Source organism: Ornithinimicrobium carbonis (assembly GCF_050703245.1).
GTDB lineage: Bacteria > Actinomycetota > Actinomycetes > Actinomycetales > Dermatophilaceae > Ornithinicoccus.
This window is the reverse complement of the sequence record NZ_CP192647.1, coordinates 1,367,130-1,380,464: the sequence shown is the minus strand read 5'-3', so window position 1 is coordinate 1,380,464 and position 13,335 is coordinate 1,367,130. Positions and strand designations below refer to the sequence as shown.

Below are 13,335 nucleotides of genomic sequence, written 5' to 3'. Positions count from 1 at the left end.
GAGGACGCCGGGACCACCTGGCCGGACCTGCTGACCGCCCTCGTCGCCGGCCGGCCGGGACCTCTCCCGCGAGCAGACCTCCTGGGCCATGGGCCTGATCATGTCCGGCGAGGCGGGCCCGGCCCAGGTCGCGGCCTTCCTCACCGGCCTGCGGGCCAAGGGGGAGACGGTCGAGGAGATGGTCGGCCTGTCGACGGTCATGCTCGAGCACGCCGAGCACCTGAGCGTCGAGGGCCCGACGATCGACATCGTCGGCACCGGCGGCGACCGCGCCATGACCGTCAACATCTCCTCGATGTCGGCCATCGTCATGGCCGCCGCGGGTGCGGTCGTCGTCAAGCACGGCAACCGCGCCTCCTCCAGCCGGTCCGGCTCCGCCGACATGCTCGAGGTGCTCGGCGTGCGGCTGGACCTCTCCCCCGCCCAGGTCGCCGACCTCGCCGGGCAGGTGGGCATCACCTTCTGCTTCGCCAACGTCTTCCACCCCTCGATGCGCCACGTCGCCCCGGTGCGGCGGGACCTGGGGATCGCGACGGCGTTCAACTTCCTCGGTCCGCTGACCAACCCCGCCCGCCCCCGGTATGCCGTGGTGGGCTCGGCGGACGCGCGCATGGCACCCCTGATGGCCGGCGTGTTCGCCGACCGGGGCACCCGGGCGACCGTCTTCCGCGGCGACGACGGGCTCGACGAGATCACGCCGGCGACGACGAGCCGCGTGTGGTGGGTCGAGGACGAGGGCCGCGTGCACGAGTGGAGCCTGGACCCGGCCCGCCTCGGCGTCCCCCGGCACCCGGTGGACGCCCTGCGCGGCGCCGACGCCGAGCACAACGCCCGGGTGGCGCGCGAGCTGTTCGCCGGCTCGACCGGCGCGGTCCGCGACGCCGTGCTGCTCAACGCCGGCGTCGCCCTGGCGCTGCTGCAGGCCGGGGAGACCGGCCCCCACCCGCGCACCGAGGACGAGCTGCACGCCCACGTGCGGGCCGGGATGGACCGCGCCGCCCGCGCGCTGGACGAGGGGGCCGCCGCCGGCCTCGTCGAGCGCTGGGTCCGGGCCAGCCGCGACCTGACCACCTGACCGTCCGCCGACCCCGACGCCGGCCGCCCTGGTCCGACCCGGGCCGGTCACGTCGACCCGGGCCGGTGCCGTAGACCCGGCCGGTGCTGTGCCGTTACCCACGCAAGAACCCCCGGCCACAAGGCCGGGGGTTCTTGCGTCGACGTGGGTGGGGCTGGCTCAGACGGCCCGCTCGCCGCGGAAGTACTCGAAGGTCCAGCCCAGCAGCGACAGGACGAGGAACGGCGCGGCGACCACGACGAGCCACCAGCCGACCGCGACGCCGAGGACGGCGACGGAGATCGACAGGCCCAGCCACAGCGGCCACCAGGAGTAGGGGGCGAAGTGGCCGTAGTCACCGGTCTGGTCGGCGATCTCGCCCTCGAGGCTGTCCTCGGGGCGGGCGTCGACCGTCCGGCCGGACAGCCAGAAGAACCAGGCCACGAAGGCCGTCATCAGAGCCGTCAGGAGCAGGCCGATGATCCCGACCCACTCCCCCCGCCGTCGGTGAAGTAGGCGTAGATGATCCCCACGACGACGAAGAAGGGGACCAGGTAGGCGAAGACCTTGGCTTCGGACCTCACGGCTTAGCGCTCCTCTCCGGTGCGGCCACCGGTCTCGGTGCCGACGCGACCGTTCGGGTCGGTGTCGGGGCCGCCCAGCAGCTCCTCGGCGACGGACTTGTCCGGCTCGGGGGACTCCATGGTCCCGACCTCCGGGTGGTGCAGGTCGAACGCCGGCCGCTCGGAGCGGATCCGCGGGATCGACTCGAAGTTGTGCCTCGGGGGCGGGCACGAGGTGGCCCACTCCAGCGAACCGCCCCAGCCCCACGGGTCGTTCACGGTGACCTTGGGCGTCTTGAAGCTGTGCCACACGTTGTAGAAGAACGGCAGCATCGAGACGGCCAGCACGAACGAGGAGACCGTCGAGAGCTGGTTCATCCAGGTGAACCCGTCCTCGGGCATGTAGTCGGCGTACCGGCGCGGCATCCCGATGACACCCAGCCAGTGCTGGATGAGGAAGGTGCCGTGGAAGCCCAGGAAGAGGAGCCAGAAGTGCACCTTGCCCAGGGTCTCGTTGAGCATGTGGCCGGTGAGCTTGGGCCACCAGAAGTAGTAGCCGGCGAACATCGCGAAGACGACCGTGCCGAAGACCACGTAGTGGAAGTGGGCCACGACGAAGTAGGAGTCGGTGACGTGGAAGTCCAGGGCCGGGCTGGCCAGGATGACGCCCGTCAGTCCGCCGAAGAGGAAGGTCACCAGGAAGCCGACCGCCCACAGCATCGGGGTGTCCATCGAGATGGACCCCTTCCACATGGTGCCGATCCAGTTGAAGAACTTCACCCCGGTCGGGACCGCGATGAGCATCGTCATGATCGCGAAGAACTCGAGCAGGACCGCGCCGGTGGCGTACATGTGGTGCGCCCACACCGACACCGACAGGGCGCCGATCGCCATCGTGGCGAAGATCAGGGTCTTGTAGCCGAAGAGCGGCTTGCGCGAGAACACCGGGATGATCTCGGTGATGATGCCGAAGAACGGCAGCGCGATGATGTAGACCTCGGGGTGGCCGAAGAACCAGAACAGGTGCTGCCAGAGCATGGCGCCACCGTGGGACGGGTCGTAGATGTGCCACCCGAAGATGCGGTCGACCGCCATCCCGAAGAACGCGGCGGCCAGCACCGGGAAGACCATGAGGACCAGGATCGAGGTCACCAGGATGTTCCAGGTGAAGACCGGCATCCGGAACATGGTCATGCCGGGGGCGCGCATGCACACGATGGTGGTGACGAAGTTGACCGCACCGAAGATCGTGGCGAAACCGGTCACCGCCAGGCCGAGGACCCACAGGTCACCGCCGAGGCCGGGGCTGTGCGTCGGGCCGGCCAGCGGCTGGTAGGCGAACCAGCCGAAGGACGCGGCGCCCGAGGGGGTGAGGAAACCGCCGACGGCGATGAGGCTGCCGAAGAAGAACATCCAGTAGGCGAGCATGTTCAGCCGCGGGAACGCCACGTCCGGGGCGCCGATCTGCAGCGGGATGAGCGCGTTGGCGAACCCGGCGAACAGCGGGGTCGCGAACATCAGCAGCATGATCGTGCCGTGCATGGTGAACAGCTGGTTGAACTGGTCGGGGTTGTCCACGACCTGCAGACCGGGCGTGAACAGCTCGGCGCGGATGATGAGGGCCATGAGGCCGCCGACGACGAACCACGCCATCGTGGTGGCGAAGTAGAGGTTGCCGATGACCTTGTGGTCGGTGGTCGTGAGGACCTTGACGGCCAGCCGGACGAAGGAGTCCTTGTCCTCCGGCCGCCTGGGTGGGGTCAGTGCCCCCTGCGTGTCTGGTGAGGTGATGATCGCCACTGGTAGTCCTCCGCGTCAGCGTCCGGCCGGCTCGACGAGCTTGTCCTGCTGGTCGATCTGAAGTTCGTACTGGTCGAGGTCGTTGCCCAGGATGCCGGTGTTGCCGGAGTCCCGCAGGCCCTCGATGAAGGTCTCGTACTCGCCCTGGGGGACGACCTCGACCTGGAAGAGCATCTCGGAGTGGTAGGCGCCGCAGAGCTCGGCGCACTTGCCCTGGAAGACCCCCTCCTCGGTGGTCGTCACCTGGAAGATGTTGACGCGCCCGGGCACCATGTCCAGCTTCTGCAGGAACTGCGGCACCCAGAACGAGTGGATGACGTCGCGCGAGGTGAGCACGAACTCCACCCGGCTGTCGACCGGCAGGACCATCGTGGGCAGGGTCTCGGGCAGGCCCTCCTCGCCCTTGTTCAGGTCGTTGGCCTGGATGCCGGAGACGTGGACGTCCTCGTTGATGTAGTTGAAGTCCCAGCTCCACTTCTTGCCGGCGACGTTGACGACCACGTCCGGGTCGTCCTGCCGCTCCAGCATCGTGTTCTGGACCTCGACGGTCTTGCCGAAGATCGCCGCGACCATGAGGATCGGGACGACCGTGTAGAGGATCTCCAGCGGCACGTGGTAGCGGAACTGCGGGGGCAGATCGTCCTCGCTCCGGCGGCGGTAGGCGAAGACGGCCCACAGCATGAGGCCCCAGACGAGCAGGCCGATGACCAGCGCCGCGATCCAGACCGCGTTCCAGAAGAAGACGATGTCGTCGCCCGCCTCGGTCACGGGCTCGGGGAGGTAGCCCCGGGTGAAGGCCTCGCCGCAGCCGGACAGGAGCACCGCGGCCATGCCGGCGGTCGCGACCAGGCCGAACCGTCGGGCGGACCGACCGCCGGGCCTGATGTTCTCACGCCTCTGCACTGGACACCTCACACTTTCTCGGACCTTCACCGGGCATGACGTTCGCACACCTTACCGTCACCACTCGGGGATTCTCGCACGACGTGCGACGGCTTGTCGTGCATCCCGCGCCACCGTTCCGGAAGGTCCTCGGCGACCGCGGTGGACAGCATCCTCAGGTATGCCGTGCGGGGCACGTCCCGCACCCCCAGCGAGGCCAGGTGCGGGGTGGACCACTGCACGTCCACCACCCACGGCAGGCCGTCCTCGGAGAGCACCTGCACGAGCCCGACCACGGCGGCCTTGGACGCGTCGGTGACGCGCCGGAACTTGGACTCGGCGGCGAACAACCGCCCCACCGCCAGCCCGTACAGCCCGCCCACCAGGGCACCGTCCTGCCAGACCTCCACCGAGTGCGCCCAGCCGAGCTCGTGCAGACGGGTGTATGCCGTCACGAACGCCGGCGTGATCCACCGCCCGCCGCGCGCGGGGTCGGCGCACCCGGCGACCACGTCCTCGAAGGCGGTGTCCACCCGCAGCTCGAAGCCGCGCAGGGACCGGCGCAGGGACCGGGAGACGTGCAGGTCCCCCGGCAACAGGACCCCCCTCGGGTCGGGCGACCACCAGCCCAGCGGCGGCCGTCCACCCACGCCCAGGCCCATGGGGAACAGGCCCGAGCGGTAGGCCTGCAGGACCGTCCCCGGCTCCAGGTCGGCCCCGATCCCCACGAGGTCGTCCCCCGGCGTGGCGCCCTCGGCGGTGAGGTGCCACTGCGTGGGTGGCGGCTCGACGGGCATGGGCACATGGTCGCAAACCCGGGCACCCGGTGCGCGAGCGCGCCGCTCCCCGTCCCCCGCAGCTCCCCTGGCCCTCGAGGCTCCCCCTGCCCTCGCGGCATACCCCCTCGGTCCGCGGCATGCCCCCGGGACGACGAAACGCCCCCGTCCCGGCGGGGACGAGGGCGTGTCGTGCAGGCTCAGCTGAAGCTGTCGCCGCAGGCGCAGGAACTGCCCGCGTTGGGGTTGTCGATGGTGAAGCCCTGCTTCTCGATGGTGTCCGCGAAGTCGATCGTGGCCCCGTCGAGGTAGGGGGAGCTCATCCGGTCGACGACGACCTCGACGCCACCGAAGTCGGCGACCAGGTCGCCGTCGAGGGTGCGCTCGTCGAAGTACAGCTGGTAGATGAGGCCGGAGCAGCCGCCGGGCTGGACCCCGATGCGCAGGCGGAGGTCGTCGCGACCCTCCTGCGCCAGCAGGCTCTTCACCTTCTCGGAGGCCACGTCGGTCAGGGTCACGCCGTGGGTCGTGGTGCTCTGGGTGGTGTCGGTCATGCTGCGGGGTCCTCTCGCTGAGGTGGTCGGTCTGTGGAGGCAACGTCGTCGTACCGGCTGGTGTTCCCGGCCCGGGCGAGCCTTCCGGGGCCAGCCTACGTCAGGTCCGAGCCTGCTCCGACAATTCGTCGATTCGTCGTTTTCCTGGGCGGGTCCGCGGCGCGACGGATCAGGCGCGGGGCGGCGGGGTCCACGTCCGGGCGACCCGGGCAGCGGTCGCGCCCAGGTCCTCCCCGGCGCGGGGCTCGTAGCTGCCGCTGACCCCCAGGGCCATCCCCTCCCGTCGCCCGACGGCCACCTCCCCCGCGAGCACGACCGTCGGGGTGGCGGTCTCCAGCGCGGCCCGCGCGGTCTCGGCGACGACGCCGTCGTGGACGGTCGCCCCGTCGTAGGCGGTCGTCACCAGGACGAGCAGCGAACCGGGCAGGCGCCCGCGCAGGCCGAGCTCGTCGAGCAGCAGCCTGGCCCCCGGGACCGTGCGCGCACCGAGCAGCTGCAGCGCGTAGCCCACGCCGCCTCCGGCACCGGCCCCCGCCTCGCGCTCGGGGCGGCGCGGCAGGCCGGTGAGCAGGTCCCGGGCGGGCGGCAGGACCTGGTTGACCCGGTCGCTGAGGCGGCCCAGCCCGCCCTCGAGCCGCTGGGAGACCTCGGGGGCCACGCCGTGGTGCTCGGTCAGCAGGGCGCTGGCGCCGCCGAAGCCCAGCAGGGTCGCCTCCGTCGTCGTGGCGAGGACGAGGTGGACGCCGCCCCACTCTGCGCGGACCGCGGGCAACCGGGCCAGGTCCTCCCCCGCACCCAGGGCGGTGAGCAGGCCGAGGCCGCCGTCGTGGCAGGCCAGCGGGCCCACGCCGACGACGATCCGGTCCGCCCCCGCGCCCCGCGCGGCGGTGAGGAGCGCACCCACGCCGGCACTCGTCATACCCTCCGGGTCGCGGAGCGACTCGTTGTCTATCAGGTGCCGTCCGCAGGCCTGGGCGGTGTCGAGGTATGCGGTGCGCGTCCCGTCGCGCTCGACGAGCGCGATCCCGGCGGGCACCTCTCCCCCGGCGGGTCCGGGGACGACGACCGGGTGGACGGTCCCGCCCAGCGTGCGTGCCACGGCCTCGGCGAACCCGGCTCCCCCGGCGTGGCTGGCGTGCGCCTCGACCGTGGCGTGCGTCGCGGTGGCGGACCACCCGGCGGCGGCCTGCTCGGCGGCCTCGTGCGGGCCGAGGTCGCCGAAACCCTCGGCCACCACGACGACGCGGGGTCCGGCCGGTGCCATGGTCAGGCGTAGACCATCTGCATCGCCTCGCGCACCTCGTCGAGGGTGGCGTCGGCGACCGCGTTGGCCCTGGCGTTGCCCTCGGCGAGGAGGCGGCGCAGCTCGGCGGGGTCGGCGTCGAGCTCGGCGCGGCGGGCGCGGACGGGCGCGAAGTACTCGTTGACCGCCTCGGTGACGAGCTTCTTCAGCGTTCCCGAACCGCCGTCGCCGATCTCCTCGGCGACCGCGCGGGGGTCGCGGCCGGTGGTCAGGCCGGCGATCTGCAGGAGGTTCGACACGCCGGGGCGCGCCTGCGGGTCGTAGGTGATGTGCCGGTCGGAGTCGGTGACCGCCTTCTTGAGCACCTTGGCGGTCTCGTCGGCGCTCATCCGCAGCTCGATGGTGTTGCCGCGCGACTTGCTCATCTTGGTGCCGTCGGTGCCGAGCAGGTTGGGCACCTCGGAGAGCAGGGCGTCGGGGGCCGGGAAGACCGGCGCGCTCTTGTCGCCGGCGCGGCCGTAGCGCTCGTCGAACCGCCGGGCGACGACGCGGGTCTGCTCCAGGTGGGGCAGCTGGTCCTTGCCGACCGGCACGACGTTGGCCTTGCAGAAGAGGATGTCGGCGGCCTGGTGGACCGGGTAGGTGAGCATGAGCCCGCTCATCGGCCGGCCGCCCGTCGCCTCCTGCTCGGCCTTGACGGTGGGGTTGCGCCGCAGCTCGCTGTCGGTGACCAGGGATAGGAACGGCAGCATGAGCTGGTTGAGCGCCGGGACCTGGGAGTGGGCGAAGATCGTCGTCCGGGCCGGGTCGAGGCCGATGGCGAGATAGTCGGCCAGCAGGCTGAAGACGCGCTCCTGCATGAGGTCGACGCCGTCGCGGTCGGTGATGACCTGGTAGTCGGCGATGAGGACGAAGGTGTCCACGCCCTTGTCCTGCAGGGCGACGCGGTTGCGCAGGGACCCGAAGTAGTGGCCCAGGTGCAGGTGGCCGGTGGGCCGGTCGCCGGTCAGCATCCGGAACTGACCGGGGTCGGTCTCCAGCTGGCGCTCGATCTCGGCGCTGCGGGCCACGCTGCGGGCGAGCGAGGCGGCGGAGGTGGAGTCGGCCAGGGCCTCGGAGCTGTCGTCCAGGGGGGTCACGGGTGCGTCGGTCACGGGGACCGATGCTACGGGACGGGACGCGCTTGATGGTCGTCACGTCAGCCCCGGGGAGGGGGCCCTCCGAGGTTGGCAGCGGCCGCGCTGTGGCCGATGTCTCAGGTGAACTCTGGGCGCAGGCTGTGCGCAGAGGCTTGACCCGGGGGCACCGGACGCTACAGTGAGGCCAGCGCCCGTGCTACCACCCAGTGTCGACAAGGGGAACCAACAGTGACTTCTCAGCAGACCGGTGGGCTCAAGCCCACCCGTAGGACCTTGGTCAAGGGGGCTGCATGGAGCGTCCCCGTCGTGGCGATGGGGCAGACCGCCCGAGCACAGGACGCGGCCTGCTCGCCCTTGTCGTGCCCGTGCCTCACAGTGGACACCACCGCCGATGCTTGCCGCTGCCCGGGCCAGAGCGCCGATGGCTATGAGTTCGCCTACTTCATGGACGTCTGCTTCTACAGCGACTGCACCACGGACACCACAGTGACGGTGACCCGGGTCTACACCAATGTCGACCTCGGCCTTGAGGCGCCTCAGACTCTCCTCGTTCCGGCTGGAGGCTTCGCTTGCCTGACGCAGGACGTCTGGTACTCCTCCAACAGCAACGTCAACGTCAACGTGGACTTCTTTATCGGTGACGCGTCCGACAACATCCTGACGCTGGGATTCAAGGCCCCCGTGCAGGAGTGCACCAACTGCGCAGGCACGACCGCGTCCACTGATGAGGCCACCGAGTCGGCGCGGATTTCCAGCACGGAAGCCGACGCCCAGGAGGAGGCCACAGCAGTCGAGCCTGCCCCAACTACGGTCGAGCCGGCTCCGGCGGAATCCACCACCGACCAGGCCGAGACCACGGCTGGCCCGACCGGCTGACAACGCCTTACCGAGAAGGCCCCCGAACCGCAACGGTTCGGGGGCCTTCTCGCGTCCGGGGCGCCGGGCGCAGCAGTCAGCGCATCGACTCCCGGCCCGCCGGCTCGTCCCACACGGAGGTGTCCGGTCCCTTCGGCACGACGCCGGTCGGGTTGATGTCCAGGTGCGTGGCGTAGTAGTGCGCCTTGATGTGGTCGAAGTTCACCGTCGAGCCGAAGTCCCACGTCTGCCACAGGTCACGCGCGTACGCCCACAGCGCCGGCATCTCGGTCAGCTTCTGCCGGTTGCACTTGAAGTGCCCGTGGTAGGCCGCGTCGAAGCGCACCAGCGTCGGCCACAGCCGGATGTCGGCCAGGGTCAGCTGCTCCCCCACGAGGTACCGCTGACCTGAGAGCCGCTCCTCCAACCAGTCCATCCGCGCCCACAGCGCGTCGTAGGCCTTCTCGTAGGCCTCCTGCTTCCCGGCGAAACCGCACTTGTAGACCCCGTTGTTGAGGTCGTGGTAGACGAGCTGGTTGACCTCCTCGATCTCCTCGCGCAGGTGCTCGGGCCACAGGTCCGGGGCGTCGGGACGCCGGTGCTCGTCCCACTCGGTGACGAAGTCCTTGACGATCTGGTCGAAGTCGTTGGTCACCACCATCCGCGTCCGCGTGTCCACGACCGCCGGCACCGTGACGCCCGACTCCGGGTAGCCGTCCGGCCGCGCGTCGTAGGCGTCCTTGAGCTTGGGGATGTCGAGCACCGGGTCGACGCCGCCGGGGTCCAGGTCGAAGGTCCAGCTGTCCTCGTCATGCACCGGTCCGGCGACCGCCATCGAGATCACGTCCTCCAGCCCCATGAGCTTGCGGGTCAGGATCGTCCGGTGTGCCCACGGGCACGCCCTCGACACCGCGAGGCGGTAGCGGCCCGGCTCCACGGCATACCCGTCCCGCCCGTCCTTGGTGATCCGGGTCTCGATGTAGCGGGCCTTGCGCTCGTAGCTGTCCTGCACGTACGCGCCGGTGCCGCCCTGCTCGGTCGTCTGGTCCTCACTCATGCGTGCCATCCTCGCCCAGAGCACCGAGGCGTTCCAGCAGAAGGGCCTCGGCGATGCACACCCGCTCGAACTCGCCCAGGTGCAGGCTCTCGTTCGCCGCGTGCGCCCGGGTGTCGGGGTCCTCGACGCCGGTGACGAGGATCGCCGCGTCCGGGAAGCGCTCGGCGAAGGCCGCGACGAACGGGATCGACCCGCCGACGCCGATGTCGACCGGCTCGGTCCCGTCCCACGCGTCGCGGAAGGCGGCACGCGCCGCGTCGTACACCGGCCCCTGTGCGTCCGCGGCGAACCCGCGCCCGTCGTCGTCGTGGGTCACCGTCACCTGACACCCCCAGGGGGCGTTCGTCTCGAGGTGGTGGACCAGAGCCTGGTATGCCGTGCGCGGATCCTCCGCGGGGTGGATCCGCATCGACAGCTTGGCCCGGCCCACGGGGGTGAGCAGGTTGGCGGCCTTGTCCACCGACGGGGCGTCGATGCCGATGACCGTCATCGAGGGCTTCGTCCACTGGCGCGACAGGATCGACCCGGTGCCGATCGGCTGGACGCCCTCGGCGAGGCTGGAGTCGCGCCGCAGGTCCTCCTCGGAGTAGTCCAGGTCGGCGGCCTCGCTGCTCATCAGCCCCTCGACGGCGACGTCGCCGTGCTCGTCGTGCAGGGTCGCCACCAGCCGGCACAGGGCGGTGAGGCCGTCGGGGACCGGACCGCCGTAGAGACCGGAGTGGACCCCGTGGTCCAGCGCCCGGACCTCGACCACCGCGCGGACCAGGCCGCGCAGGGTCGTGGTGAGCGCGGGGACGCCGATCTTCCAGTTGTGCGAGTCCGCCAGGACGATCGCGTCGCAGGCAAGCCGGTCGCCGTGGCGCTCGAGGATGCGCGGCAAGCTATCGGAGCCGACCTCCTCCTCCCCCTCGACGAAGACGGTCACGCCGACCGGCGGCCGGTCACCGTGGGCCCGGAGCGCGGCCACGTGCGCCATCACGCCGGCCTTGTCGTCGGCCACGCCCCGGCCGTAGAGCCGCTCCCCCACCAGCGTCGGCTCGAAGACCGGGGTGTCCCAGTCGGCCTCGTCGCCGGGCGGCTGCACGTCGTGGTGGGCGTAGAGCAGGACGGTCGGCGATCCCTGCGGACCGGGGCGGTGGCCGATGACGGCGGGACGGCCGCCCTCGCGGACGATCTCGACCTCCATCCCCTCGGCGCGCAGCAGGTCGGCGACGGTCTCGGCGCTGTCCTCCACGTGCCGCTGGTCGAAGGAGTCGAGCGAGACCGAGGGGATGCGGGTCAGCGCCTCCAGGTCGGAGCGGACGCCGGGCAACAGGTCGCGCACGCGGGCGGCCAGCTCCTGGGTGCGCTCGGGAGAGGTGTGGTGGCTCATGCACCCGACCCTAGGGTGCGCCCCGGTGCCTGGCAGGGGCGGGTGGCGCGGCCGCATACACTGGGTCGGTGCTGTTCGGGAAGAAGACGACGGAGACCGCCACGTCCACCACGACCTCGGTGGAGCCGGTCGGCGACCCGTCGCGCCCCTCCGGCAAGGGGCGTCCGACCCCCAAGCGGCGCGAGGCCGAGGCGGCCAACCGGCGCCCGCTCGTGACCGGCAGCACCAAGGGGAGGTCGCCGGAGGAGAAGCAGAAGATCCGGGAGCAGCGCGCCCGGGTCCGGGAGGGGATGCTGCGCGGCGAGGAGAAGTACCTGCCGCCGCGCGACCGGGGTCCGGAGCGTCGGTTCCTGCGCGACGCGGTCGACCGCCGGTGGAACATCGGCGAGATCCTGCTGCCGGTGATGATCCTCATCCTGGCGCTGTCGCTCCTGCCCTTCGGCTGGGCGCAGAACGGGATGTTCCTGTCGGCCTACGCCCTGATGCTCTTCGGCATCATCGACTCCTGGCTGCTGTGGAAGCGCACCAAGAAGGACTTCGTCGCCGAGTTCGGGCACGAGCCGGCCAAGGGGTCGGCCTGGTACGTCGTGCTGCGCGCCTTCCAGATGCGCGGCTCGCGCATCCCGCGACCGGCGGTCGACCGCGGCGCGGACCTCGTCCGGCGCTGACGACCCGGGCGCGCCTGCTCGTCACCCGCGCCGGCTAATCAGACCGGCGCCTGCGTCATCCCTGCGCGCCTGCTCGTCACACGCGCCCGCCGTCAGACCGGCGATTGGGCCATCCCTGCGCGACTGCTCGTCACACCGGCGACACGCCCGGCCGGATCGACCCCTGGGGTGCACGTGAACCCGTCAGGTCGAGTCGCCCGTGCGTGTCCCGACTCTCCGCGTCACTCCGCGGCCGGGCTCAGGCTCATCGGCCCGTAGACGACGTCCTCGTCGCGCTTCAGCGTCACCGCCTGCACCCCGGCGTCGGCCAGCGTGCCCCACTCCTGGGACAACCACGCCTCGGCGTCCGCCTGGGTCGGGAAGGTCACCGACGCCATGCCCAGGTCGCTCACCGGTGTGCCGTCGGCCTGCTCGTAGCTCCACGTCCAGCTCTCGCTCATGGGCCCACCGTAGGCGGATCGGTGCAGCCTGACCATCCGGCGGCGGTCGACCTCACCGTCCGGTGGCCTTGGGACGTCCCCGTCGGCGGCGTCCACCTCCGGTGGTCGACCTGCCGACGTCGGTGCCGCTCACTAGGCTGACGACGACGGCGGTCGACCCGGGCCCGCCACGACGAAGGGACGACCATGCTCGAGGACCTCATGCGCGCCATCCCGACCGACCAGCTCGCGCAGCGGGTCGGTGCCAGCGAGGACGAGACCCGCGAGGCCGTGCGCACCGCGCTGCCCGCCCTGGTCGCCGGTCTCGGCGCCAACGCCCAGCAGCCGCAGGGGGCCGCGTCGCTGCTGGACGCGCTGGGCCAGCACCAGGACGACCTCGCCGACGACCCGCGGGTGGACGCCGTCGACGAGCAGGACGGTGAGAAGATCGTCAGCCACGTCTTCGGCGGCCGGACCGACGACGTCGCCCAGCAGCTCGGTGGCCTCGGCGGCCCGCAGACCTCGGCGCTCGTGCGCCGGCTGCTGCCGATCCTCGCGCCGATCGTGCTCTCCTGGCTGGCCAAGCAGGTCAGCGGCCGGGCGGGTGGCGGCCTCGGGGATGGTGGCGGCGGACGGACGACCGACATGGGTGGCGGCCGTAGCAGGGACACCGTGGCGGTGGCGCCGGCACGACGGACGGGCCGTTCGGACGGATGGACGGTGAGCGGGACGCACCCGTCGACGTCGACCTCCCCCGGGGCGACCGCGACGGCACGGCCGACGCCCGGCGCCCCGGCGGCCAGGGCGGGGACCTGACCTCGGTGCTGCAGGACGTCCTCGGCGGCGCGCTCGGTGGTGCGACCGGTCGGGGGCAGCAGTCCCAGGGTGGCGGTTCGATCCTCGGCGACGTGCTCGGCGGCATCCTCGGCCGCCGCTGACGGACCGCCCCGGGG

14 protein-coding genes are annotated in these 13,335 nt (G+C 71.5%); 4 read left to right on the top strand and 10 right to left on the bottom strand.

Annotation, left to right across the window (positions count from 1 at the left end):
* Positions 1-88: 88 nt before the first annotated feature.
* Positions 89-1,075, top strand: a complete 987-nt coding sequence (gene trpD / locus ACQ95T_RS06960; protein ID WP_431473690.1) for an anthranilate phosphoribosyltransferase — start codon at positions 89-91, stop codon at positions 1,073-1,075.
* A 159-nt stretch (positions 1,076-1,234) separates the two neighbouring features.
* On the opposite strand, the gene ctaF is transcribed toward trpD, so the two are convergent.
* The 7 genes from ctaF to trpS all read right to left on the bottom strand — a co-directional run bounded on the left by ctaF (position 1,235) and on the right by trpS (position 8,026).
* On the bottom strand, positions 1,235-1,510 hold the full coding sequence (ctaF, locus tag ACQ95T_RS06955; RefSeq protein WP_431473689.1) for an aa3-type cytochrome oxidase subunit IV: 276 nt from the start codon (positions 1,508-1,510) through the stop codon (positions 1,235-1,237).
* A 131-nt stretch (positions 1,511-1,641) separates the two neighbouring features.
* Positions 1,642-3,417: an aa3-type cytochrome oxidase subunit I gene (ctaD, locus tag ACQ95T_RS06950; protein ID WP_425940538.1), complete on the bottom strand. Its 1,776-nt coding sequence runs from the start codon at positions 3,415-3,417 to the stop codon at positions 1,642-1,644.
* 15 nt (positions 3,418-3,432) lie between these two features.
* Positions 3,433-4,320 carry an aa3-type cytochrome oxidase subunit II gene (gene ctaC, locus ACQ95T_RS06945; RefSeq protein ID WP_425940536.1) on the bottom strand — a complete coding sequence of 296 codons (888 nt, stop codon included), beginning with the start codon at positions 4,318-4,320 and terminating at the stop codon, positions 3,433-3,435.
* Between the two features lie 26 nt (positions 4,321-4,346).
* Positions 4,347-5,096 (bottom strand): leucyl/phenylalanyl-tRNA--protein transferase, encoded by a 750-nt coding sequence (aat, locus tag ACQ95T_RS06940; RefSeq protein WP_425940534.1) that lies wholly within the window; start codon positions 5,094-5,096, stop codon positions 4,347-4,349.
* A gap of 179 nt (positions 5,097-5,275) precedes the next feature.
* On the bottom strand, positions 5,276-5,629 hold the full coding sequence (locus ACQ95T_RS06935) for a HesB/IscA family protein (protein WP_425940533.1): 354 nt from the start codon (positions 5,627-5,629) through the stop codon (positions 5,276-5,278).
* 169 nt (positions 5,630-5,798) lie between these two features.
* Positions 5,799-6,893 (bottom strand): glycerate kinase, encoded by a 1,095-nt coding sequence (locus ACQ95T_RS06930; protein WP_425940531.1) that lies wholly within the window; start codon positions 6,891-6,893, stop codon positions 5,799-5,801.
* 2 nt (positions 6,894-6,895) lie between these two features.
* Positions 6,896-8,026: a tryptophan--tRNA ligase gene (gene trpS, locus ACQ95T_RS06925; protein ID WP_425940529.1), complete on the bottom strand. Its 1,131-nt coding sequence runs from the start codon at positions 8,024-8,026 to the stop codon at positions 6,896-6,898.
* Positions 8,027-8,386: 360 nt separating this feature from the next.
* Between trpS and ACQ95T_RS06920 the strand changes: the two genes are divergently transcribed.
* Positions 8,387-8,887 (top strand): hypothetical protein, encoded by a 501-nt coding sequence (locus tag ACQ95T_RS06920; RefSeq protein WP_425940527.1) that lies wholly within the window; start codon positions 8,387-8,389, stop codon positions 8,885-8,887.
* A gap of 76 nt (positions 8,888-8,963) precedes the next feature.
* Here ACQ95T_RS06920 and ACQ95T_RS06915 read toward each other — a convergent pair whose 3' ends face one another.
* Positions 8,964-9,923: a glutathione S-transferase family protein gene (locus ACQ95T_RS06915; RefSeq protein ID WP_425940525.1), complete on the bottom strand. Its 960-nt coding sequence runs from the start codon at positions 9,921-9,923 to the stop codon at positions 8,964-8,966.
* On the bottom strand, positions 9,916-11,295 hold the full coding sequence (locus tag ACQ95T_RS06910) for a dipeptidase (protein WP_425940523.1): 1,380 nt from the start codon (positions 11,293-11,295) through the stop codon (positions 9,916-9,918). Before ACQ95T_RS06910 ends, ACQ95T_RS06915 begins: the two co-directional genes overlap by 8 nt.
* Before the next feature lie 68 nt (positions 11,296-11,363).
* On the opposite strand from ACQ95T_RS06910, the gene ACQ95T_RS06905 reads away from it, so the two are divergent.
* Positions 11,364-11,963 carry a DUF3043 domain-containing protein gene (locus ACQ95T_RS06905; RefSeq protein ID WP_425940521.1) on the top strand — a complete coding sequence of 200 codons (600 nt, stop codon included), beginning with the start codon at positions 11,364-11,366 and terminating at the stop codon, positions 11,961-11,963.
* A gap of 221 nt (positions 11,964-12,184) precedes the next feature.
* Here ACQ95T_RS06905 and ACQ95T_RS06900 read toward each other — a convergent pair whose 3' ends face one another.
* Positions 12,185-12,403 carry a hypothetical protein gene (locus ACQ95T_RS06900; protein WP_425940520.1) on the bottom strand — a complete coding sequence of 73 codons (219 nt, stop codon included), beginning with the start codon at positions 12,401-12,403 and terminating at the stop codon, positions 12,185-12,187.
* 186 nt (positions 12,404-12,589) lie between these two features.
* Between ACQ95T_RS06900 and ACQ95T_RS06895 the strand changes: the two genes are divergently transcribed.
* Complete coding sequence (locus ACQ95T_RS06895; RefSeq protein ID WP_431473688.1) at positions 12,590-13,198, top strand: DUF937 domain-containing protein; 609 nt, start codon at positions 12,590-12,592, stop codon at positions 13,196-13,198.
* Positions 13,199-13,335: the final 137 nt, after the last annotated feature.

Bases quoted from the DNA above. Each gene is read 5' to 3' on its own strand.
- ACQ95T_RS06930 (WP_425940531.1), bottom strand. From the start codon at position 6,893: ATGGCACCGGCCGGACCCCGCGTCGTCGTGGTGGCCGAGGGTTTCGGC.
- ctaF (WP_431473689.1), bottom strand. From the start codon at position 1,510: ATGACGGCCTTCGTGGCCTGGTTCTTCTGGCTGTCCGGCCGGACGGTC.
- ACQ95T_RS06910 (WP_425940523.1), bottom strand. From the start codon at position 11,295: ATGAGCCACCACACCTCTCCCGAGCGCACCCAGGAGCTGGCCGCCCGC.
- aat (WP_425940534.1), bottom strand. From the start codon at position 5,096: ATGCCCGTCGAGCCGCCACCCACGCAGTGGCACCTCACCGCCGAGGGC.
- ACQ95T_RS06900 (WP_425940520.1), bottom strand. From the start codon at position 12,403: ATGAGCGAGAGCTGGACGTGGAGCTACGAGCAGGCCGACGGCACACCG.
- ACQ95T_RS06935 (WP_425940533.1), bottom strand. From the start codon at position 5,629: ATGACCGACACCACCCAGAGCACCACGACCCACGGCGTGACCCTGACC.
- ACQ95T_RS06895 (WP_431473688.1), top strand. From the start codon at position 12,590: ATGCTCGAGGACCTCATGCGCGCCATCCCGACCGACCAGCTCGCGCAG.
- ACQ95T_RS06915 (WP_425940525.1), bottom strand. From the start codon at position 9,923: ATGAGTGAGGACCAGACGACCGAGCAGGGCGGCACCGGCGCGTACGTG.
- trpD (WP_431473690.1), top strand. From the start codon at position 89: ATGGGCCTGATCATGTCCGGCGAGGCGGGCCCGGCCCAGGTCGCGGCC.